Origin of the sequence: Anoxybacillus sp. B2M1 (assembly GCF_001634265.1) — a bacterium.
Taxonomy (GTDB): domain Bacteria; phylum Bacillota; class Bacilli; order Bacillales; family Anoxybacillaceae; genus Anoxybacteroides; species Anoxybacteroides rupiense.
In genome coordinates, this window is record NZ_CP015435.1 from 254,371 (window position 1) to 276,631 (window position 22,261).

Below are 22,261 nucleotides of genomic sequence, written 5' to 3' on the forward strand. Positions count from 1 at the left end.
ACAACATATGTTCAGATAGAACAATCGACATCGTGGTTATATCGTTTGAACGATTCGAGGAAAACAGGAGGAGAACATGTTTACCGAAAACAGAGTGAAGCTTGCTATTGCGCCGATCGGCTGGACGAATGACGATATGCCCGAGCTTGGCGGTGATATTCCATTCGAACAGTGCATTAGTGAGATGGCGCTTGCCGGTTTTATCGGTTGTGAGGTTGGCCATAAGTACCCGCGTGAGATAGAAGTATTAAAAAAAGCGCTGGATTTAAGGGGACTAAGGATCGCAAGCGCTTGGTTTAGCGCGTTTTTAACCTCTAAACCATTTCAGGAAACCGCAGAAGCGTTTAAAGCCCATCGTGATTTTTTATATGCGCTGGGCGCAAAGGTCATCGTTGTTTCAGAACAAGGGAACAGTATCCAAGGCCAAATGGAAGCGCCGCTATTTGAAAACAAACCGGTGTTTACAGAAGAAGAATGGAGTTGTTTAGTGGACGGTTTACATCGTCTTGGCGACTTGGCAGCGGAGAAAAATATGAAAATCGTCTATCACCATCACATGGGAACAGGTGTCCAAACAACGGAAGAGATAGACCGTCTAATGGAGGAAACAGATCCCCAAAAGGTTTCGCTTCTTTATGATACGGGGCATCTTGTGTTTTCTGGAGAAGATCCTTTACATGTTTTAAATAAGTATATCCATCGTATCCACCATGTTCACTTAAAGGATGTGCGAATGGAGATAGTCCATAAAGTTCGCGAAGGGAAAATGAGTTTTTTGCAGGCGGTCAAAGCGGGAGTGTTTACGGTACCGGGAGATGGCGCGATCGACTTTCAGCCGGTGTTTGCGGCACTAGCTGCCGCCGGATATGAAGGATGGCTGGTGGTGGAGGCGGAGCAGGATCCATCTGTCGCCAACCCGTTGGAGTATGCGTTAAAAGCCCGGCAGTACATTCGAGAAACATGCGGTTTATAAAAGGAGAGGGATCATGACATTAGTCAGGATGAAAGAAATCTTAACTCATGCCGAAGAACATCATTACGGTGTTGGGGCTTTTAGTGTTGCCAATATGGAAATGGTCATTGGGGCCATTCGGGCAGCGGAAGAGCTTCGTTCTCCACTTATTTTGCAAATTGCCGAGGTGCGTCTGAAGCATTCTCCGTTGTCTATCATTGGTCCGATGATGGTAGCCGCGGCGAAAGCGGCCCAAATTCCGGTAGCGGTTCATTTTGATCATGGCTTAACGGAAGAGAAGATCCGCGAAGCACTGGAAATCGGTTTTACATCGATTATGTATGATGGCTCTCATGATGAACTCGAAAAAAATATCGCGGAGACAAAGAAAATGACGGCGCTTGCTCGAAGGTACGGGGCCACTGTAGAAGCGGAGCTCGGCCAAGTAGGCGGAAGTGAAGACGGTTCGGTTGATCTTGAAATATTGCTTACTTCTGTAGAAGAAGCGAAGCGTTTTGTTGCGGAAACCGGAATTGATGCACTTGCCATAGCGATTGGCAATGCGCATGGAATGTATAAAGGGGACCCGTGTTTACGCTTTGATCGTCTAGAGGAAATTGATCAAGCGGTCGAGATTCCGCTTGTGCTTCATGGAGGTTCGGGAATTTCTGAGGATGATTTTCGCAAAAGTATTAATCTTGGAATCCGAAAGATTAATGTGGCAACGGCAACCTTTCATAACGTTGTAAATGCTGTAAACACTGGTCGCCCTTTTAGCGATTATTTTTCTTATCATGAACGTGTGATTGAAGCAGCAGCTGAAAGTGTGAAGCGCCATATGCGAATGTTTCAAAGTGTTGGACGTGTATAGGAGGTCTGTTGGGCGTATGTATGAAAAACTTGGCGAGTTAAAAGAAGGATATACCATGATTACGGATATGAAAAGCAAGCATCCTGATATGCTACAGGATATCGGGATTTATGTGCTATCTGCTGGCAAAGTGGAGCGGCTTTTTGATGAGGAAAAAGAAGCGGCCATTCTTCTTTTAGAAGGGGATGTCCGTTTGGAATGGAATGGCTTTTCTCGCGAGGTCAAGCGCGACAGCGTATTTACTGAATCTCCTTGGTGCCTTCACGTTCCTAAGGGGATAGAGGTCAAGGTGACAGCGCGGACGAAGAGCGAAGTGCTTGTGCAAAAGACGGATAATCCCAATAGCTTTGAACCAAAGTTATATACCCCAGATGATTGCGAAAGTATAGTGGCGGGGGAGGGAGTATGGAACGGAACGGCCGAGCGTGTGATCCGCACCATTTTTGATTACAATCATGCCCCTTATTCTAATTTGGTCATCGGTGAAGTGATTTCGTATCCAGGCCGCTGGTCAAGCTATCCGCCCCATCATCATGATCAGCCGGAGGTGTATTACTATCGCTTCGACCGGCCGGCAGGCTTTGGGTGTGCGATGGTCGGTCCCCACGCCTATCGTGTCGAGCATAACAGCTATATAACGATTCCTGGGGGCATGGATCACCCGCAGGCAACCGCGCCAGGCTATGCCATGTATTTCTGCTGGATGATTCGCCACCTCGATCATCCTTGGACAGATCGGATCATAGAGGAAGAGCATAAATGGCTTCTTGATCCTCATGCCAAAATTTGGCCGAACAAATGATCAAACATAAAGCAAATAAGCCTACGAAGGTTTTGAACCGTTCGCAGGCTTTTTATCATAGAACAACTTTTACTGAAAAAACATCTAAACGTTCCCACTACAATTTTAAGCAGTCTTTAAATATGGAATTCTTAAAATTATAGGCAAGTTGATTTTTTGTTATATTCTATTATCTTCCTTTCTGTTCATGGAACTTCTTCGTTTACTTCCATATTATCCGAAAAGCTTCTATTGGCCGCAGGGAATAGCATATATAATGAATCGTTTTAGGAATCAGTAACAAAAGACTCTATCGCTATGCCTGCTTTTAAAGCTTACGGCTCTGATATTTCGGAAAGACCGAATGGAAAACGCCGCTGCGAGACAATCCATTTTTTACTAAATCTATGAAAAAAGATTTGTCGTCGACCTCCAATAGCGCACAAACCCCGGGGGATCGACGACAATTTTCTATTTACCAAAATTCCTCTCGTGATAAGAGAAATCAAATATTGATAGAATCTTTAGATAAGTTTATAATAACATTGTATCGATTTTCCAAATGTTGATTTTATCATAATGTTTGGGTTTTTATCTTAACTATGAGGGATTGAAACTCTAAATGCTCTAGAAACTCCGCTCTTAACGTAGACCTGGTTTTTATCTTAACTATGAGGGATTGAAACTTGATCACCGACCCTTCAGATCCATCCACAGTTGTAAGTTTTTATCTTAACTATGAGGGATTGAAACTTCGTTGTTGGTAAAACAACACGATCTTCATAAAAAAGTTTTTATCTTAACTATGAGGGATTGAAACTGGTGTGTTTGTTCATTCCGGGGTTGCATTCAACGCGTTTTTATCTTAACTATGAGGGATTGAAACATAATGTCGCCGTTTAGCACGTTCTGGTTCGGCAAGGGTTTTTATCTTAACTATGAGGGATTGAAACTTTTGAATTTAGCCAAGATGTATTTCATTCCTGCCGGTTTTTATCTTAACTATGAGGGATTGAAACAACCAGAAACCGTCATCCTCAACGACATACACATGTTGTTTTTATCTTAACTATGAGGGATTGAAACTCGGTATTCGTTTTCACTTCTTCTTTCGTTTATCCCGTTTTTATCTTAACTATGAGGGATTGAAACATACTTCGATTAATTCTGAATAATTTACAGCATTTTTGTTTTTATCTTAACTATGAGGGATTGAAACATTAAAAAATCATATGAAAAGCAAAAAGAATTAGAACTAATGATGTTAGACTAAAAAGTAGACACAGATTATTATAGTAATAATAGACTAAAAAATGAGGGGTCTACATGACAAAAAAACAAAGGCGGTACGAGGAAGACTTTAAGCGTCAAACGGTTCGTTATATTTTGGAGGAAGCGAAATCCGTTGCACAAGTGGCTCGTGAGCTTAAAATTAACGAAAATACTCTTCACGGCTGGGTGAAAAATATACAGTACAAATTGGCATTTTAGTGGAAGTTCCAGAACTAAATGAACAGTTAAACTATAAACTTCAAGGCGGTCGGTTCATAAATCAAGCTATACAAGAAGTAGAGGATATTATATTCATTCCAGATTGGATTAAAAACTTTCTACAAATTGAATGGTTCTAGGTAGATTTTTACATAACCTTTACCTTTAGAAAGCTAAATGAACTGTCAAAAGACGAACTCACTGAGTATGAAATAGTAAGGGATTTGTTAGAACCGTTTGAAGGCTGGATTAATAGTGTTGCAAATAAAAAAGAATTGTTCGATTATTATTTGTCGAAGATATCAAACAAGTGCTGGTAGTCCTGCGAAATCGCAAGAAAAGTTGACAGGACCGTTTCATTTAGTCAGAAGTAATCAAGTTGCAGCCAGTGGACAAGCTAAAATGAAATTCGTCCGTAAACATTTTGAAACCATTGGCACAAATTTCAAATTTGTTGGACTAGAGAAAGATGTTAGTGAGTTTATGTTTAGGGTTGTTGAGCCGATATACAGTATGTTGCTTGCAATAGAAAGCCGTTTGTGCTTCTGCTTTTTCGTTTTTATAACAGGATTCGACAAATTTTTTTGTCAAAACTAGTTAAAATATAAGGGTCAACAATAGGATGAAGAAACACGTTTTCGAAGAATGCAACATTTTAGCTTCAATTACTATATTTCTTGCCAAATATCCAGGATACGGAATTACGAATTGTTTCGTATGTCGTCGATCCTTACGTAACTGTCACTCCGCGTAAAGCTACGTATCGAATTTTGGTGAGCGATCATATTCTAAGTTGAGATAAAGCCAATGGAGTGATAATTTACAGCTTAGGAAGGAGATAACTATTGAAGAAAAAGGTTTATAAGAATAAAATTGTTGCCTATGTATTAGCTTTCTTTTTAGGTGGATTAGGTGCCCATTTATTTTATCTCAAAAAGCCGTTTAGAGCAATTCTTTATCTTTTGTTCAGTTGGACGGGTTATACTTTTATTCTTGGTTGGTTAGATATGTTTTTTATTTCATCCTGGGTGAACAAACTCAACGAAAAGAGGGTAGAATCTTCTTTGGATGTGGAGGGTGTTACCTATGAACATGTGTTAGAACTTTCTGAATCAGTGGCTTCTAATGAAAATACCGAAGTTCATACATTAAGAAAAGAGAAAGGTACTTCTGCAATAGCGATCCCGACACACTCGTATGAGAAAAAATCTACAGATAAAATACATGCGATACCTAATAAACCAGATAACAAAAAATGTACGGACGAACTAGGTGGTAGAATTTTTAAAAAAATCCCTTTTTCTACAGAACCAGTAAAACATTTAACCATCCTTGTTAACAAAGAGCTTGAACAAGAGCAACAAAGATCAAATAAACAGATTCCAACAGAGTCAGTGCTAAAAGAAAAAGAACAGCTTACTAATAGTGAAATGGAGAAACAACAACAAAATAACCTTAAAGAATTTTCATCAGTTGTTTCAACAATAAAGAATGAACATTTACGCTGTTTACAAGCAGCGTTATTAGAATTGATACGATTTAAACAGGAATTAGAAATAAAAGAAAAAATCGATCATTCACATCAACAAGAAGAAGTGATAAAAACGCCACAAAAAGAAAATCAGGAGCTCCAAAGTCAGATTGAATTGGATATATTGGTTGATAAAGAGGAAAAATCTTCTCCTGTAGCAAAATCACAACTTAAAGATGTTAAGAATACTTTCATCAAAGGGATTAAAAACATGTTATCAGGTACGTTTTACGATGAAGAGACCATTATAATGCCTGAATTTGCACATGTAAAAACTCCTTCATTTGTAAAAGAAATGATTCATAACATAAAAGGGAAGGAACAACGAAAGACATTAAAAAATTCATATATCTATATTAGCGTATACACTGGGGAATCAGATTTTTTAAATGACTCCCTTCATTACTCACAGAAAACAGGAGATCCCAAGGTGAAGTTTGTGCCCTTTATGCAATACTATCCCACTTTTAGGTCCTTAGATGATAACCAAAAGAATTGGTATTTTTACTGGAGAGAGGAAGTTTTAAAGGGGCGTTACATAGATACGGATTTGAGCTATATTTATTTATTTGCTTACGAGTTAATTAATTATACCTTTAACCAAAAAACATCTTTTAATGTAAGCATGTTAGTTCATCTTTACAACAATTATAAAGAACGGTTTCCGAGTTTATCGCGTTATTTACCTGAATGGATAGGTCATATGCTCCTAGAAGCAGGAGAGAAAGAATTAGCAAGTAATTGGATTAGGGAACGAACAAGTAATCGTTATTACGAGGAATTTAAGAAAACACTTATAGAAACAGAAGACTGGAGCAAAATTTCAATCTCCATTTGGAAAAAGTATCTGCGTAATCATCGAGAAACTGCATTTTTTACTCAGAACAAAAACCGAATTTACAATATCTTCAAATCAGGAATTCAATTACTACGAGAGTACTACGAAGAACATGGGATTTCAATAGTGGATGAATGGTTAGTTGAAAATATTAAGCAGCAGCCAATGTTCTTGTTTCAAGGGGCAGTAGTTCATAGAGAAGAGAGAAACACTGAAATTACAATGAATGTATTAGTGCCTTCTGAAAAATTATTTGACCAGGTAACTGCGTTATTCAAATACTCAGAAAACATTATGCGGCTGTTAAAAGAGAATAACAGAATGGTGAAAGTGGATGAAGAAGTGTTGCCTGAAGAATTTCGTGAAAATATGAAACAAATATTTTTAAATAAAGATGGTATTGGTTCACGATTTAAAGTTGTTCAAAAAGGTACCATGAATAGCGGTTCTAAGATACCAGATCCACCTAAAGATATCAGTCAAAAACAAGATATTGTATCATCAGGAGAACAAATACAAGACTTAGAGACGGTTATTGAATTTGACGATGATAAAATCAAACAACTTGAAGAGGAAAATCGCTTATTACTACAACATTTTGAACAATATGAAGACGGAGATGAACATTCAATCTCTACAACTGTTGAAAATAATGTATCTGCAGTATTAGCTGATGAAAATGTTAATGATAACATACCTAATTCTGAAAAGAGTGATAAAGAGCATGAGTCAGATGTATTTTTTGGGAGCAGTGACAGTTTTTCGTTGAATTTTTTATCTTCGTCTGATGGAGAAGCAAGTGAATTCATTCATTCTCTATCTGAATTGGAAAAGTTTTTATTAAAGCATTTTACGGGAGATAGTATTCAAGTGTCTGAAGCTAAGCAATTGATGAAGTCAAAAGGTGTCATGATTAATGTTGTGATAGATAACATCAACGAAAAGGCAATGGATATTTTAGGAGACAAATTCATTGAACTTGAAGGAGAACGATATGTCATTTATGAAGAGTACATTGAGGTATTAAATGAACTAAAGGAGAGTGTATAAATGAATATTAAAAAACGAGATTCCAGTGCTATTTTGAATGCATTATCAGGTGGAGTTGTTCCAAGCAGAGGTCTTCAATATATCATGGTAGGTCGTGCGGAAGAAGCAAAACAAATTTTATCCGACTTAAAGAATATTAAAGAAGGTGCTTCCATTATTAAATTATTTATTGGTCCTTTTGGCAGTGGAAAAAGCTTTATTCAATCGTTAATTAAACAAATCGCATTTAATGAAAAATTTGTTGTGGCTAATGCTGACTTTACCCCAGAAAGACGATTATATGGTAGTGAAGGAAAGGCAGTTGCTACCTATACGGAATTGATGAAAAACTTGTCTACTGCTACTTCTCCAGAAGGGAATGCATTACCTGCTATTTTAGATAAATGGATAAGCGATGTTCAATCAAAAATAGCAGAGGATAAATATAACGGACTCGTGGAGTTTGATAACAAGGAATTTGTGAAAGATGTTCAAACAGAGATCACTAAAATTGTTTCTAAGATGGATGAGTTAACTGGTGGTTACGATTTTTCCCGCGTCCTAAATCTTTATTTTAAAGGCTTTGTTGAAGATAACAATGAATTGCAACGAAAGGCCATCCGATGGTTGAGAGGGGAATATAGCACTAAAACAGAAGCAAGATCTGATTTAGGGGTAAGAACTATTATAGATGACAACAACTATTATGATTATTTGAAGGTTATGTCTCAGTTTGTAAAACAGATTGGTTATTCTGGTCTTGTTATCAACTTAGATGAAGCCATTAACTTATATAAGATTACTCACCCACAAACAAGAGAAAAGAACTATGAAACCATCTTAAAGATTTATAATGATACATTACAAGGAAACGTAGAAGGTCTGTATATTACTATTGGTGGAACACCAGAGTTTTTGGAAGATGAACGAAAAGGTTTGTTTTCATACGGAGCATTAAAAAGACGATTGCAAACCAATCCGTTTGAAACTAAAGAACATCGTGACTTAAGTCAACCAGTGATTAAATTAACACCGTTAACACATGATGAAACATATGTTCTTTTACAGAAACTAAGAGATATTCATGCTGTACATCATGGATATGAAACCACGGTAACAAACGAAGAAATTAAATCGTTCATTCGTAAGGAATACTCTAAGCCAGGTGCAGAAGGTAATCTCACAGTAGGGGAGGTTATTCGTACATTTTTAGGTGCATTAAACATTCTTCAACAACACACCGACTATAATCGTTCGGAATTGTTTGGAGTCGCTTTAATGAATCAAGAATCAACCAACAATAGCAGAGTTACAAATATCACTTCTCGATTCTCAAGAACAGGAGGATGAGAATGAGTTCGTTTGATTTGTTATCGCCAAATATGCAGAAAAAAATATGGGAGATGAGATGGGAAGAATTCACTCCGATTCAAGATAAAGCAATACCTGCAATTATCGAAACAGATGATGATATTATCATTTCATCGGGGACTGCTTCTGGAAAAACAGAAGCAGCCTTTTTACCTATTCTTACACTAATAGAGGATACAGCTAAACAATCATTGAAAGTGTTATATGTTTCTCCGTTAAAAGCACTGATAAATAACCAATTCGAACGGATTGAAAACCTTTGTAAGGATATTGGAATTCTCATACATAAATGGCATGGTGATGTTTTCCAAAGCAAAAAGAAAAAGTTCATTCAAAATCCAGCTGGTATATTACAAATCACACCGGAGTCGATTGAAAGTTTATTTATTAATAGAACATCTATGATTCCACATATTTTCAATGAGTTAGATTTTATTGTTATAGATGAAATACATTCGTTTTTAGACGTTGAGAGGGGGGGACAATTACGTTCATTATTAGCAAGAATAGAAAAAGTAATAAACAAACGTCCCCGATATATCGGCCTATCCGCAACTATTGATAATTTTGAGTTTGTAAAACAATGGGTTAACTTTAGAAATACAGATAGAGTTCGAATTATTCACGAAAAAGGATACGATAAAGAGTTACTCTACCATCTCATGCACTTTCAATGCATTGAACCTAATAAAAAACCAATCGAGTTATACGAAGATATAAGAGAATTGACAAGAGAAAGTAAAGCAATTATCTTTTGTAACTCAAGAGAAGAGGTTGAATATTCTACTGTTCTTCTTAACCGTTTAGCACAAAAAGATGGAGAAGGAGAGACATATTATCCACATCATTCATCTATTGATAAAAAAGAGCGCGAGTTTGTAGAAAAAACAATTGCCGAATCTACATTTCCTAAGAGTGTGATTGCAACTAGTTCTTTAGAGTTAGGCATAGATATCGGAAGTATTGATATTGTCATACAGGTAGACAGTACCTATACAGTATCATCATTACGTCAGAGGCTAGGACGATCGGGGCGAAAACAAGGTTCTAGCAGCATACTTCAATTATATAGCACAATGGAAGATAGTTTAGTCCAATCATTAGCAGTTATGGAATTGGTGTTAGAAAAATGGGTAGAGCCATCCAAAGGATACAAACAACCATTCGATATTTTATTCCATCAAATTATATCTATGTGCCAACAATATAATGGGATAAAACGTTCCCAGCTTATTCAAGAGATCAAGTTCAATGATGCATTCCATGATTTAGATATAGAAGACATTAATGAATTATTAAATCATATGATAGAAAGAGAAATTCTTGAACAGTTGCCTGTTGTTCAGGAATTAATTCTGGGTGTAGAAGGAGAGAGAATCTTAAGAAGTAAAGAATTTTATTCTGTTTTCATGACACGTGAACAGTACGATGTCTTTAGTGGAACAAAACAAATAGGTACATTAGATAAAAAACCATTTATTAACATTAAAGATAGAATTATTTTGGCGGGAAAGTTATGGGAAATTTATGATATTGATTCAAAGCGAAATAAAATATATGTCTCTAAGACTTCACAAGGAGATCCTCCTAAATATTCTGGTGATGGCGGTAAAATACACCAAAGAATCGGTGAAAAAATGATGGAAATTATTTGTTCAGACAATTCCTTTGAATATATTGACGAGAAGGCTGCAGATTGTCTAAAGGAGATAAGAATACCTTACCATTATTATGAAGTTACACCTCAACAACGGGTAATATGGAGGAAAAAAGATGAATTAGTATTTGAAACTTATACTGGCACAACCATTTTTCAAACATTAATGTGGATGCTTAGAACAAAAGGTGTTGATGTAAAAACAGTTGATGGAGTAGGGAGAATTAAAATTACAATGCCTCCTGAAGAAGATATTCTAAAGGTTCTTGATGATATTAAAAATTCGAATTGGTGTCCTGAAGATGTGATGAAAGGTGTATTAGAAAGGGAAAAATTTGTGTCTAAGTATTCCTTTTATTTACCAGAAAAACTAAGAGACAAAATGCATATTGCCAATGAAGTTGATATTGAAAATACGATTTCTTATCTTGATTCATATACATTTAGGTTAATTGTCTTGTGATTTTTTCATGAAACTCGTTCAATCCAACTGTACACAACGGTCAGAAAAGTTGACACGATCATTTTGATTAATCAAGAGGTACAATGAACCCATAAGCTGAGACACAAAGAGGCGATAAATAAGTTATACTGAGGACATGGAGAAACGGAATCGATATACAGCAGAATGTAAGACGAAGGTCGTACTGGAAGTGCTGAGGGAGGAGCAGACGGTAAATGAAATGGCCGGGAAGTATGAAATCAGTCCGGTGATGTTGAGCCGGTGGAAAGGGGAATTTTTGGAGCGAGCCTCCATGGTGTTCGGACGGCGCGCATCTGCACCGCCCGCTTCACTGTTCATAAAAAAGAATCGCTTTCGTGAACTCGGTAAAGTCGGTTAGATGGTGATCAAGTATTTTTTGCAAAATTGTCAAATTAATCTCCTGGTAGTCGTGAACAGCGATGTTTCTAAATCCGACCATCGCTTTCATTTTTTGTGAAAGAAAAGGAGTGATGATGCCGTGCTGTTCTAAAAGAGAAAAAGCGTCTCGACTGTTTTGGGGGAGGCCTAGCTTTTTCTGTGCGACCATGTGCATCGCCAGGTCGATGCTTGCTTCACATGCTCGTTGGAGATTTAAGATCATGGAGTCTTGCTTCGTGTAGTTTTCTAAATTTTTCGGGTTGTTCTCATATTCTTCGTGAATGCGCTTTATGCACCGCTCGATCACGCTAATTTTATTTAAAATGACATCATTTTTCATAAACCGACCCGCTTTCATTAATGTTTCGCAAGATTTCCGTGCGTTCTTCATTCAATTTTGCGTACATCTTCAAGGCTCTCCATTCATATTCGGCTTTTTTCTGTTCATTTGTACAATAGATGACTTTGCCATTACTGACCACTTGTGCTTGAAACACAGTGCTTGCTTGTTTGAGGTCCACAAGATCGACGTCCCGGTGCAGTTTGGATGCCAATTCTTGCGCAACCATAAATCGTTCATAATGATCCAATTGTTTTTGGTCGCTGAGAAAAGCGATATCAATGTCGCTGTCTTGATGAACATGTCCTGTAACCGTTGATCCAAACAAATAAATCAAGTATGGGGACACCGTTTCGGTCAACACTTCAATAATGATTGGCTCGATCTGTTCCGTCAACACCGTCTCTCCTTTTCTTCCTGGCAATCCGGCCATTTTCTTTCATTATATTACTTTTTATTTCCTGCCTCAAACTTTGCGTAAAACGATAGTTTAACGAAAAATTCTCCTCAAGTTTCTGGCTGAAAAGTGAAAGCCCCTTAGCCCGATGTTTTATCATCTTCCCTTGTTTTGCAATCCCCCTCAAGTTTGGAAACCATCATTCATGTACTCCTTCTCTTGTTTTCTTGTATAATAAAAAAAATCTAGTTTGTGGGAGTGGAGCGAGATTGGAACAGATTGAAAGATTGCTAGCCGCTTTTCCGAAGCGGACGATTTCATTAGGAGAACTGGAACAGCTTATCCAGCCTTTTGCGCGTACGTACGATGAATTTTGCGAAATCGTTTTGCGGCTTGAGGCGGAGCGGGTTCTTGAAATGGTGAAAGCGAAAGGGCGGACGACGAGAACGCCATCGCTCGCTTTTCAATATCGCATTCATAAAAGCCGATTTATGGAAGACTATCATCGTGAGCTGCAGCGCTATCAAAATCGGCTTCATCCGGCGATTCAGCTTGACGCCTATTACGGCAAAGACCCGTCTGTTTGGGAGCAAGATAAGCCGTTCATTTTAAAAATTGACGATTATTTAAAAACGCATTCGCTGCCGAACGAGGCGGTTGCTGCACCTGAGCGTAGCGTAGAGTTGGTCGGCGACGAGAAGTGGATCACGGAAAGAGGTGGGAAAGAGTTATTGGAGCGCATCGTCCTTTTTGATCGCCTGCGCATTATTCCCGTGTCCGAGCCGTTAATGTTAGCCGTCAATCCGGCAAAAATAGCGGAAGCCGTCCAGCATCACCTCATTGTTGAAAATAAAACGACGTATCAAGCGCTGTTGCCTGCGCTTCCAGACACCGCTTTTTCGACGCTGATTTATGGGGAAGGCAAAGCTGTGATTAGCAGCATCGAGCAATTTTCGCTGCAATATCCGGTAAAGGCGCACCATCGTTTTTACTATTTTGGCGACATTGACCGAGAAGGCATTTCCATTTGGCACTCGCTTGCGAAAAAGCAGCCCGTTTCGCCGTCGCTTCCGTTTTACCGGGCGTGTTTGCGGAAAGATCCAGTCAGCGGCAAGGGCTATCAGATGGAGCGGGCGGACGTGCTTGACGCGTTTCTCGCTTATTTTTCAGCGGATGAAAAAAAGCAGCTTCAAGAGCTGTTGGCTTCCGGCCAGTACTATCCGCAAGAAATGTTGAAAACGAGGGAACTGCAACAAATTTGGAGGGAATGGCAGTGGACAAGCTAGAATTGGCAGGGGTGACGGACGGCTATCGCGAGCGTATCAGAAGGCTTGCGCTGTTTGATCCGCTTTTTGATCTTGAGCGGAAGCGTTCAACTGACCTCAATGGGCAGCCGATTGATATGAAAGGGCTCGGGCTATTGGCGCTTTTGTTTTTCTTTGAACAAAAGCTGATGCGGCAGTATAAAACTGGGGTAAAACAGCTCGCGTCTTTTTTAAAAAAGCTAACGGAAAATGTGTACGTGTTAGATGACGAGATGTACGAAGACTTGGCGCGGACGATTATTCAAACGTTTCGCCCGACGACGGGGAGAAAACGGAGTTATTCGTTTTACGATTGGGAAAAACGGGAAGAGAGCGCGATTGATTATTCCCTTTTAAAAGCGAACGATTTCGATGTGAAAACAAATACGCAATATTACACGCTCGATGAAGATGGGCTTGAGCTCGTCTTTGCGACGAAGGAGTTTTATAGCGAATTCCAGTTATCGATTAACCAGTTGATGTTGCGGAAACAGTTGGAAAAAGGCGAATTTGCCGCAGCACTTAAGCAAATCAACGAAATGCGAATTGACGTCGAAACGTTGGAAGAACGCATGACTCGGCTGAAGCATGAAATTCAGCGTAGCATTATTTCCGAAGAGACGTTTGAACGGTATAAACAGCTGCTCGACGACATCTACAGTCGGCTTTCGCGAGAGGATGAGGAGTTCAAGGAACTGCGCGAATTCGTCAATGAAACAAGGGAACGCCTGTACGCGCGCGATGTTCATCAAAAAGAAGCGAGGACGTATGAACTTGTCTTAAAAATCGCCTGGGAATTAGAGTCGGTGCATTATGCGCATTCTGCTTTGCTCGACAAGGCTCTTTCGTTAAAAAATACAACGCTCGTCACGGCGCAGGAGTCGCTTTATTATACGGGTCTTCATTCGTTCAATTTCGACCAAGACATCGTGTCATACGTCGTTTCCACCCCGCTCCCCCTCGAAGCGATGAAAGGGTTGCTCCACCCGTTTTTAAAAGTCGAAGAAAATCAATTTTGGTCGCCGCTTGCGATTTTTGCGGAGCAAAACATTACGGAAGAGAGGGGAGAAAAAGTTGGGCTGCGCTTTATCGAAGCGGACGATGCGGTGTGCGACGATCCGTATCGCACATGGCTTATGGCAAAATATAAAGAATTGATGCAGCTGTTTTTAGAGGCGTACCAGCTTGGGCGCGCCCAAACGCTTTCAGAGTTTTTCAGTTACTTGGACGACATCGGACAGTCGCGTTTGTATGAGCAGCGTTATTTTTACGATTTTTGGCTCATTATGCATCAACACTCCCCGGTTCAACACGGCGATATGAAAGGGGAGGAAGGAAACACACTTTTAGGGGATGCGCTCGTTTTGCTTGGCGGAAATGTGCTGGATGTTCAAGAAGGGGATCGTATTATTCGAAAATGTGAACGTTTTTCCATTCAAGACATGATGATAACGGTGAGGGAACAATGAGAAATTATCCAGAGCAAAAAGTCATTCAAGCGTTTCAATTGTATACGGTGCTAGCGAGCCATGGCGTCGCAGGCGAGCAGGCGGTGCAGCTTTATAAAAGCGACGATGATATACGCGGGCTATTGGACATATTCAGTCGCGAAGTCGATTGCGTGATCATTTTGACGAGCGAGGAAATGTTTCTCGTGCCGCGCACGAAGCTGTCACCGTTCCATGTCAGCAACGACTGGATTAAGCGCCATTATCTTCGATCAGGTGCCACGAACGGCGATTTGTACTTGCTTTATTTTACGGTGCTCGTCTTGTTTGGCAGCTTTTACGATACGTATCAAAGTCAAGAACCAACGCGGCAATTTTTAGGCATGGATGAATGGGTGCACCTTGTCCAAGAGCGTATCGATCAATTGAAACAGCACGATCCGGATGAATTGAAACAATTAGAACAAGAATTTTCGTACAATTGGAGACTCATTATTGAAAAATGGGATGCGATGGACGATATTAAAGAAACAGCGAAAAAGCAAAGCGGCAATACGATCAGCCGTTTAAGTTTCATCGACACGGCAAGGCGCTTTTTAATCGATCAAGATCTTATTCTCGATATCGGCAACCATGAAGTCGCGTTGACGGAAAAAGCAAAAACAATTGTTCAACGCTTTTTCATGGAAGTCGAATACAACCGCGGGATTTTTGAATTTATTTACGGATTTGAAAGGGAGAAGGACGATGCCAGCGATCAGTAAAATTCGGCTCACGAATGTTGTATATGAAGAAGGGCGCAAACGGTACAACGATGAAATCTTCCGCTTTGACGGGCATAATGGGGCGATTTTGCTTGAAAATGGCGGAGGAAAAACGGTGTTTATTCAAACGGTGCTGCAAGCGATTTTGCCTCATGTCGATGTGGCCGACCGGAAAATTAAAAACACGCTGCAGTTTGAAAACGCCCCAGCCCATATTGCGATCGAATGGATGTTGAACGACGAACCGAGACGGTATGTCGTGACCACGGTCTCGCTGTTCATGACGAACAACGGACTCGATTCGCTCCGCTACGTCTATGAATACAACGCGAACGACCCGCATGGCATCGAAGGTCTTCCGTTCGTGCGTGAAGGGAAAGATGGAAAGCGCCCGGCGGAACGCGGCGAAATGCAAGACTACTATAGTCATATGAAAGAGAAAACGTTCTTGGCGCGAACGTTTTCGACGATTAAAGAATACAAGGCGTTTATCGAAGAGCAATATCATATTATTTCAAGCGAATGGGAAAGCGTGGTGAAGATTAATAGTTCGGAAGGCGGTGTTGAAGCGTTTTTCGACGAATGCAAAAGCACAAACCAGCTGTTTGATCGCCTGCTCATTCCGATTGTCGAGAGTGCCATCGTCGGCCATGACGCGAAGCTGTTCGCCGATATGTTTGAAAAACAGCACGCAAGCTTCAAGCATTACAAAAAGCTGAAAGAGACGATCGAAGAAAACAAGCTCATTCAGCGGGAGTTGGAGAGATACGTCGAAACGTACGAACAACTCCATCGTGAAGAGCTCGCGTATTTAAAAGCGAAGCAGCGCGCCAAAGGAGTATGGCTCGAAACGTTGAAGCAAAAGCAAGCGTGTCTTGACGAGCAGAAAGACATCGCGGACAAGCTTGAGTATTGGAAACTGAACTACGCAGCGCACAACAAAAAGCGCGCGACATATGACATTTTAGTCGAAGAAGCGCGCTGGCGTGAGCTTCAGCGCGAATACGAACTCGTCCTCGCGTGGCAGAAAGAAAAGGAAGAGGCACGCACCCGGCTCGAGCGCGACTATTATTCGCTGCAGCTGGCGGAGCGAAAAGAGGAGAGAAAACGGCACGAAGAAGCGCTTGCGTACATTGAGCAGGAGCTCGCCAAGTTGAAGGACGACGAGAAGCTGGCTAATTATGAAGAAGAATGGGAAACGGCGCGCCGTTCGCTGCTCGGCTATTTCATGAAGAAGCTTGAGGATATCGACAACGACGAGCGAAGCCTTCGCTATGAGCTGAACCCGATTCAAGCGCAGCTGGAGCAATGGACGAAGGAAAAAGAAGCGTGTGAGCGGCAAAAGCTGGATACCCGCGAAAAGCGCGCCGCCATTAAAAGTCTCATTGATGCAAGAGAGAACGACATGGAGCAAATTAAACAACGCATTTTGGCGAATCCGTCCCAGCAATCAGTAGAGGAAGAAATGGCGAAATGGATCGAGCGCGAACGATGGCTTGATGAAGAAATAGTCCGCTTGCGCCAAGATGTGAAGCAATTCAGCCAAGCGGAACAAGAAGCGGAAGCGAAAAAAGAAGCGCTCCAACAACAATGGGCGGCAAAGCATGCAGAACGCCAGGCACTGGTGCAACAGTTCAAGGCGCTCGAAAACGAGGAGCAAGCGCTTATCCGGAAGCTCGCGTCGCTCCGGCCGCAATGGGCTGCGCTTGATGGCGTTTACGCCCACGAAGCGACGATTGGGATGAGACTCCAAGAAGAAATCGAAAAGCGGGCGAAAGATCGGGAGGAGCTTTTAGTGCGCGAACGCATCGCTTCGCGGCTTGCGGATGCGTACGGCGGGCAAGACATCTTTTTCGCCGATCCGTTTTTAGCGCAGCAGCTCGCTTCGTGGAAAAACCAATTTGATTACGTAGCGACGGGCGTCGAATATTTACAGTCGCTCGAGGAAGAAGACTGCGCGAAGAAACGCGCGTTTCCGCTCTGGCCGATGGCGCTCATTACAACGGCAAAATCGAAGGAGCGGCTCTCGCAAAAAGTGCAGTACTTATATGACCGCTTGCAGCTGCCGATTGTCGTGCTTACGGCGGACGAAGCGGCGCGCATTGAAGACGAAGTGCTTTCATACGAATGGATCGCGCCGCGCTATTGGGAGGAAGCGAGCGATCCGGAGTTGTTCCGCGCATGGAAAGAGCGCATCAACGCAAGCGCCCGCGACATGACGCTGCGCCGCCAAGAGAAAGAAGCCGAACTGAAATTGTGGCAAGACGTGCAACAAGCATGGCGCGCGTTTTTAGAAGCGCACTCGTACAAAACAGTCGAAGCGGCTCGCACGCAATATGCCGCGCTCAACAGCGGCATCGAGCAGCTGAAAATAGCGGTTGACAAAGAAAAAGCGCGCATCGACGAATGGCGCGCCAAAATCGCGCATGCGCAGTCGCTCATCCACCAATACGAGCAAGAAATGAAAGGTTGGCGCGACAAAATCGAAGATGCAAATAAATATATCCAATATGAAAAAGAAGTGCAAGAAGCGCGAAAAACGGAAAAAACGCTCAACGAGAAGATCGCGGCGCTTGAAAAAGACATTGTGCGCCTCAACGAGCGGCTTGAAGACGCACTGGCACAAAAAGCGGATCTCGAAGAGAGCATCCGATCGCTGCAAGCAGATCGCCGTTACATCGAACGAAGTGACGACTATCAATCACTCCGCTCCTTTACACCGCTTTATTCAGGCGCAAGCGAGCGCGTCATTCGCGATAAAATTCGTAAGTTGGAAGACCGAATGAATGGAATTGAAACGACCTACAGGGAGTGGAAATTGAGGCAAGAGACTGAACAAAGAGAAATTGATCGGCTAACGAACGAAATAAACAAGCTGAAACGACAGTATCCCGATCTTGACGAAACGCGTTCGTTTCCAAGCGACGGACCGTATGTATTGCAGCGGTTAGAGGAACAAATCGTGTCGCTCCAATCGGAATTAAAGCGGTTAAACAAAGACGTGCAAGATGCCTTGATCAGAAAGGAGCAGCAAAGCGGCGTGTTAAAAACGAAAGAGCAGCAATTTCAACAACAATATCCGAATGAAGAATGTTGGCCGTTTACCGAACCGCTTTATGAGATCGCCGATCATTTGAAAACCGAAAAAGAAGAACTGGAGAAACGGAAGGCGTTTCTCGATCAAGAACATGAGCGCTTGGCGAAAAAGATGAAAAGCATTGAACAGGCAGAACGCCATTTAGAGTTATCTAAAGAAGTGCATCATTTCAATGCGCCGACTATCGACGCCCTTTCGTTGAGCGCGGAAGAAGCAACGGCATTTACGTACGGGCACCAACGTTTTATCGAAGGTATCACCGAGAGCTTAAAGGCGGGCAGACAAGCGGTCGAAGAGACGAAAAGCCGCGTCGAGCGCGCGAAACGTTCTTTTAGAGAGTTTTGCAACTCTTTGATTAAAGATATGAAAATGCGGCAAATGGCACTCAACGGCATTGAGCATAAAGAGACGTACGAAGACATTATCGACTTTAAGAAAAATATGATGCGAAGCGTTGAAAGCGCGACGAACTACGCGAATGAACATATCCGGCAAAAAGACGCGGAGCTTCAAGCGTTTATTAATCATATTCACACCCATTTGCGCACATTGGTGGAGGAGCTGAAGCAAATCCCGAACAAAACAAGAGTAAAAGTCGGAGACGAATGGAAGCGCATTTTCACGTTTACGATTCCAGAGTGGGAAGAAGAAGTCGGTAAGACGCGCATTCGCAACCATATTGAATGGATTTTGCAGCAGCTCGAGTCCGAACGGTTTATGAACGAGCACGGCCAGCAAGACGAAGCGAAGGTGAGAAAAGAAATCGAAATGTGGCTGCAATCGAAGCAGCTTCTCCAAGTCGTCATGAACAACGAAGGCATGAAAGTGAACTGCCGAAAGGTGATGAACGACAACCAAGTGACGATGCGCTCGTATTCGTGGGAGCAAAGCAACGTCTGGTCTGGCGGCGAAAAATGGAGCAAAAACATGACGCTCTTTTTAGGCATTCTCAACTATGTCGCGGAGAAAAAGCAGCACATCCAGCCGACGATGAAACGCCATCGCACCGTCATTTTAGACAATCCGTTCGGAAAAGCATCGAGTGACCACGTGCTCAACCCGGTCTTCTTTATCGCTGAACAGCTTGGCTTCCAAATCATTGCTTTGACCGCACATGCGGAAGGCAAGTTTCTCAGGGACTACTTCCCGATCATTTACAGCTGCCGTTTGCGCCCATCGTCCGACCCGAACAAGCAGGTGATGACGAAGGAAAAATGGCTTCACTACGCCTATTTCCAAGATCACGAGCCAAAATCGCTCGAACGCCTCGGCGAAACCGAGCAGTTGGAGTTGTTTTAGGAGATTGGAAGAGTCAATGAGAGCTGTGGGATAAATTTCATCATACAACACATCATAACGCAAATGATTAATGATGATAGGGGCATTTAATAGCAACTGGCCACAGGGGTGAAAGAGTCGCTTCCTTGGTCAGTTTTTTCTGTAAAAGGAATAAGCCGTTCAGCGGGAACTTCAGCTTGTATGATGTACTCTTAGAACTTACAATGATTCGTAATAGTTATCGATAATGTAAAGGGGAATCAACAAACTGCGGGAAAAAGTAAAATGAACAGGGCGGCAAACTGGACTATATACGTTCTTCTAGCTTTGGCTGTTATAAGGTTCATCAATAAATTCATATAAGTGTAAGACTTTATTAACATAAATTTATTGCATTGTTTAGCTTTTTTCACGGTAGCACAGCCAATGCACACCATCGAATTGAAAAGAGGTTATTTGTTAGTAAAATATTAAGGGTAGAAAGAAAGTATTAAAAATTGGCCATTCGCTGGGAATGACGTTTCCAGCAGAGTTTCTTGCAGACTCGATCTTTATCAAAGCGATGAAATACAAATCGAACTGGCAAACGATCAAATGGTGATGAAAAAAGCAACAAAGCTGATTTGCCAAAGGGGATTTCGATATATGTAATGAAACGATGAGGCAACTTATTTTGAACGATGAGGAGTACTCTAGTAATTGGGAAAATGGGCTTAAGGAACGATGATTCATGTCGTCGACCTCCAATAGCGCACAAACCCCGGGGGATCGACGACACATGGCCAATCGCCAAAAATCCCACAGCCATAAACAAAAGAAACGATTGATCGAATTTTAAGATAAGTTTATAATAACATTGTATCCATTTTCCAAATGTTGATTTTATCATAATGTTTGGGGTTTTTATCTTAACTATGAGGGATTGAAACTCAGCAGAAGAAGCGTTTGACTTGATGACGGCCGGTTGTTTTTATCTTAACTATGAGGGATTGAAACCAACATGTAGGAGGTGAACATAAATGCCAACAGTAATAGTTTTTATCTTAACTATGAGGGATTGAAACGGGTTTTGCAGTGCCACGACACGTATAATGTCGTGTGCGTTTTTATCTTAACTATGAGGGATTGAAACGCGTTTTTGTTCCTTCCTTTTTCTTGGAAGCACTGAGTTTTTATCTTAACTATGAGGGATTGAAACCGATTTGATTCCATCCAACGGCGCGAAGTCTTTTTCCGTTTTTATCTTAACTATGAGGGATTGAAACTCATTTCAAAACTATGACAAGGGGATGGACAAACATGTTTTTATCTTAACTATGAGGGATTGAAACAACAATTCTTTTGTTTCCCTATCAAAATCAAAGTTCATGTTTTTATCTTAACTATGAGGGATTGAAACTGCATAGCGTGTTACAAGCTATTTTAGATCACAGCGCGTTTTTATCTTAACTATGAGGGATTGAAACACCCTTCATACCAAGGGGGAATGATCACCCATCGACGTTTTTATCTTAACCATGAGGGATTGAAACGGTACTTTGATGACAACATGCGAGAGGTGGGACACACCGTTTTTATCTTAACTATGAGGGATTGAAACCGAGTTGGGGTCGGGAACGAATTGAGGATGCCTTGTCTGTACTGACGCAGCGAGAACGAGAAGTTTATTTGATGTCGCGAGGATATTGCCTCACATATAGCGAAATTGCCAATTATCTTTGTATATCATCCAGTAGCGTTCAAACCATGATTGAACGCGCCGAAAGAAAAATAAAAAAACGCATAAAAGAAAGCCTCTTCTGCCTTTGTGGGTGAAGAGGCTTTTGGTGTTTATGACTTATCGGTCAGTAGCTCCCAGATGCTTTTTTAACGCTTCTTGGAGAATCTGCGAATAGTTCACATTATATTGTTTCGCAAGGTCATCCAGCCATTTAGGAATAGTTAATGTCTTTTTGACGGCTTTGTTCTCCATCTCATGGCGAAAAGGCGGCATCCATACTTCGATGAACACAACAACTTGATGTGTTTCTGTTTGAATTTCCGATACTTTTGAAGGCTGAGGGATTTCTTCATTTTCTTGCTCTAAGCCATATAGATGCAATGCCAACGCTTCTTTTGCCATTTGAAATGCTTCTTCTTCTGTGTCTCCGCAGGTAAAGCAGCCAGGAAGATCCGGAAACTCAACCGATATTCCGTCGTTGGCATAATCAAAAACTGCGGGGTAAATGTAACGATCTTTTTTATTCATAT

At 41.3% G+C, this 22,261-nt stretch carries 15 protein-coding genes, 1 pseudogene and 2 CRISPR repeat arrays; of the genes and pseudogenes, 13 read left to right on the forward strand and 3 right to left on the reverse strand.

Going from position 1 to position 22,261, the window contains the following annotated elements; genetic code table 11:
- Positions 1-76 precede the first annotated feature (76 nt).
- The 8 genes from iolE to GFC28_RS18585 all read left to right on the forward strand — a co-directional run bounded on the left by iolE (position 77) and on the right by GFC28_RS18585 (position 11,363).
- Complete coding sequence (gene iolE, locus GFC28_RS01380) at positions 77-973, forward strand: myo-inosose-2 dehydratase (RefSeq protein ID WP_044741975.1); 897 nt, start codon at positions 77-79, stop codon at positions 971-973.
- 13 nt (positions 974-986) lie between these two features.
- Positions 987-1,823, forward strand: a complete 837-nt coding sequence (locus GFC28_RS01385; RefSeq protein WP_044741976.1) for a class II fructose-bisphosphate aldolase — start codon at positions 987-989, stop codon at positions 1,821-1,823.
- Between the two features lie 16 nt (positions 1,824-1,839).
- Positions 1,840-2,625, forward strand: coding sequence for a 5-deoxy-glucuronate isomerase (locus GFC28_RS01390; protein ID WP_044741977.1), 786 nt, complete (start codon positions 1,840-1,842; stop codon positions 2,623-2,625).
- Positions 2,626-3,191: 566 nt separating this feature from the next.
- A CRISPR array of direct repeats spans positions 3,192-3,823; the repeat unit is 30 nt; unit sequence GTTTTTATCTTAACTATGAGGGATTGAAAC.
- A 107-nt stretch (positions 3,824-3,930) separates the two neighbouring features.
- Positions 3,931-4,095, forward strand: a complete 165-nt coding sequence (locus GFC28_RS01395; protein WP_082063499.1) for a transposase — start codon at positions 3,931-3,933, stop codon at positions 4,093-4,095.
- 845 nt (positions 4,096-4,940) lie between these two features.
- A complete protein-coding gene (locus tag GFC28_RS01405; RefSeq protein ID WP_044741979.1) occupies positions 4,941-7,514 on the forward strand; it encodes a TerB N-terminal domain-containing protein in 2,574 nt (857 codons plus the stop codon).
- Positions 7,515-8,843 (forward strand): ATP-binding protein, encoded by a 1,329-nt coding sequence (locus GFC28_RS01410; RefSeq protein WP_044741980.1) that lies wholly within the window; start codon positions 7,515-7,517, stop codon positions 8,841-8,843. It begins immediately after the preceding gene.
- Positions 8,844-8,845: 2 nt separating this feature from the next.
- Positions 8,846-10,984: a DEAD/DEAH box helicase gene (locus GFC28_RS01415; protein ID WP_044741981.1), complete on the forward strand. Its 2,139-nt coding sequence runs from the start codon at positions 8,846-8,848 to the stop codon at positions 10,982-10,984.
- A gap of 136 nt (positions 10,985-11,120) precedes the next feature.
- On the forward strand, positions 11,121-11,363 hold the full coding sequence (locus tag GFC28_RS18585; RefSeq protein ID WP_082828124.1) for a transposase: 243 nt from the start codon (positions 11,121-11,123) through the stop codon (positions 11,361-11,363).
- Here the strand turns inward: GFC28_RS18585 and hepT are convergent.
- Together hepT and mntA are read right to left on the reverse strand one after the other, a co-directional pair.
- Positions 11,313-11,723: a type VII toxin-antitoxin system HepT family RNase toxin gene (gene hepT, locus GFC28_RS01420; RefSeq protein ID WP_044741982.1), complete on the reverse strand. Its 411-nt coding sequence runs from the start codon at positions 11,721-11,723 to the stop codon at positions 11,313-11,315. The genes GFC28_RS18585 and hepT overlap by 51 nt on opposite strands.
- Positions 11,713-12,120, reverse strand: a complete 408-nt coding sequence (gene mntA, locus GFC28_RS01425) for a type VII toxin-antitoxin system MntA family adenylyltransferase antitoxin (protein WP_156487495.1) — start codon at positions 12,118-12,120, stop codon at positions 11,713-11,715. The genes hepT and mntA overlap by 11 nt, the downstream gene beginning before the upstream one ends.
- 269 nt (positions 12,121-12,389) lie before the next feature.
- On the opposite strand from mntA, the gene GFC28_RS01430 reads away from it, so the two are divergent.
- The 5 genes and pseudogenes from GFC28_RS01430 to GFC28_RS18595 all read left to right on the forward strand — a co-directional run.
- Positions 12,390-13,406 carry a Wadjet anti-phage system protein JetD domain-containing protein gene (locus GFC28_RS01430; RefSeq protein WP_044741984.1) on the forward strand — a complete coding sequence of 339 codons (1,017 nt, stop codon included), beginning with the start codon at positions 12,390-12,392 and terminating at the stop codon, positions 13,404-13,406.
- Positions 13,388-14,893, forward strand: a complete 1,506-nt coding sequence (locus GFC28_RS01435; protein WP_044741985.1) for a hypothetical protein — start codon at positions 13,388-13,390, stop codon at positions 14,891-14,893. Before GFC28_RS01430 ends, GFC28_RS01435 begins: the two co-directional genes overlap by 19 nt.
- A complete protein-coding gene (locus GFC28_RS01440) occupies positions 14,890-15,636 on the forward strand; it encodes a DUF6063 family protein (RefSeq protein WP_044741986.1) in 747 nt (248 codons plus the stop codon). The genes GFC28_RS01435 and GFC28_RS01440 overlap by 4 nt, the downstream gene beginning before the upstream one ends.
- Positions 15,620-20,032, forward strand: a complete 4,413-nt coding sequence (locus GFC28_RS18590) for a coiled-coil domain-containing protein (RefSeq protein WP_052660920.1) — start codon at positions 15,620-15,622, stop codon at positions 20,030-20,032. Before GFC28_RS01440 ends, GFC28_RS18590 begins: the two co-directional genes overlap by 17 nt.
- A gap of 878 nt (positions 20,033-20,910) precedes the next feature.
- Positions 20,911-21,611: a CRISPR direct-repeat array (repeat unit 30 nt; unit sequence GTTTTTATCTTAACTATGAGGGATTGAAAC).
- Between the two features lie 5 nt (positions 21,612-21,616).
- A pseudogene (locus GFC28_RS18595) lies at positions 21,617-21,826 on the forward strand (sigma-70 family RNA polymerase sigma factor); the annotation flags it as partial.
- Between the two features lie 22 nt (positions 21,827-21,848).
- Here the strand turns inward: GFC28_RS18595 and GFC28_RS01450 are convergent.
- Complete coding sequence (locus GFC28_RS01450; RefSeq protein WP_044741987.1) at positions 21,849-22,259, reverse strand: type II toxin-antitoxin system HicB family antitoxin; 411 nt, start codon at positions 22,257-22,259, stop codon at positions 21,849-21,851.
- Between the last annotated feature and the right edge of the window lie 2 nt (positions 22,260-22,261).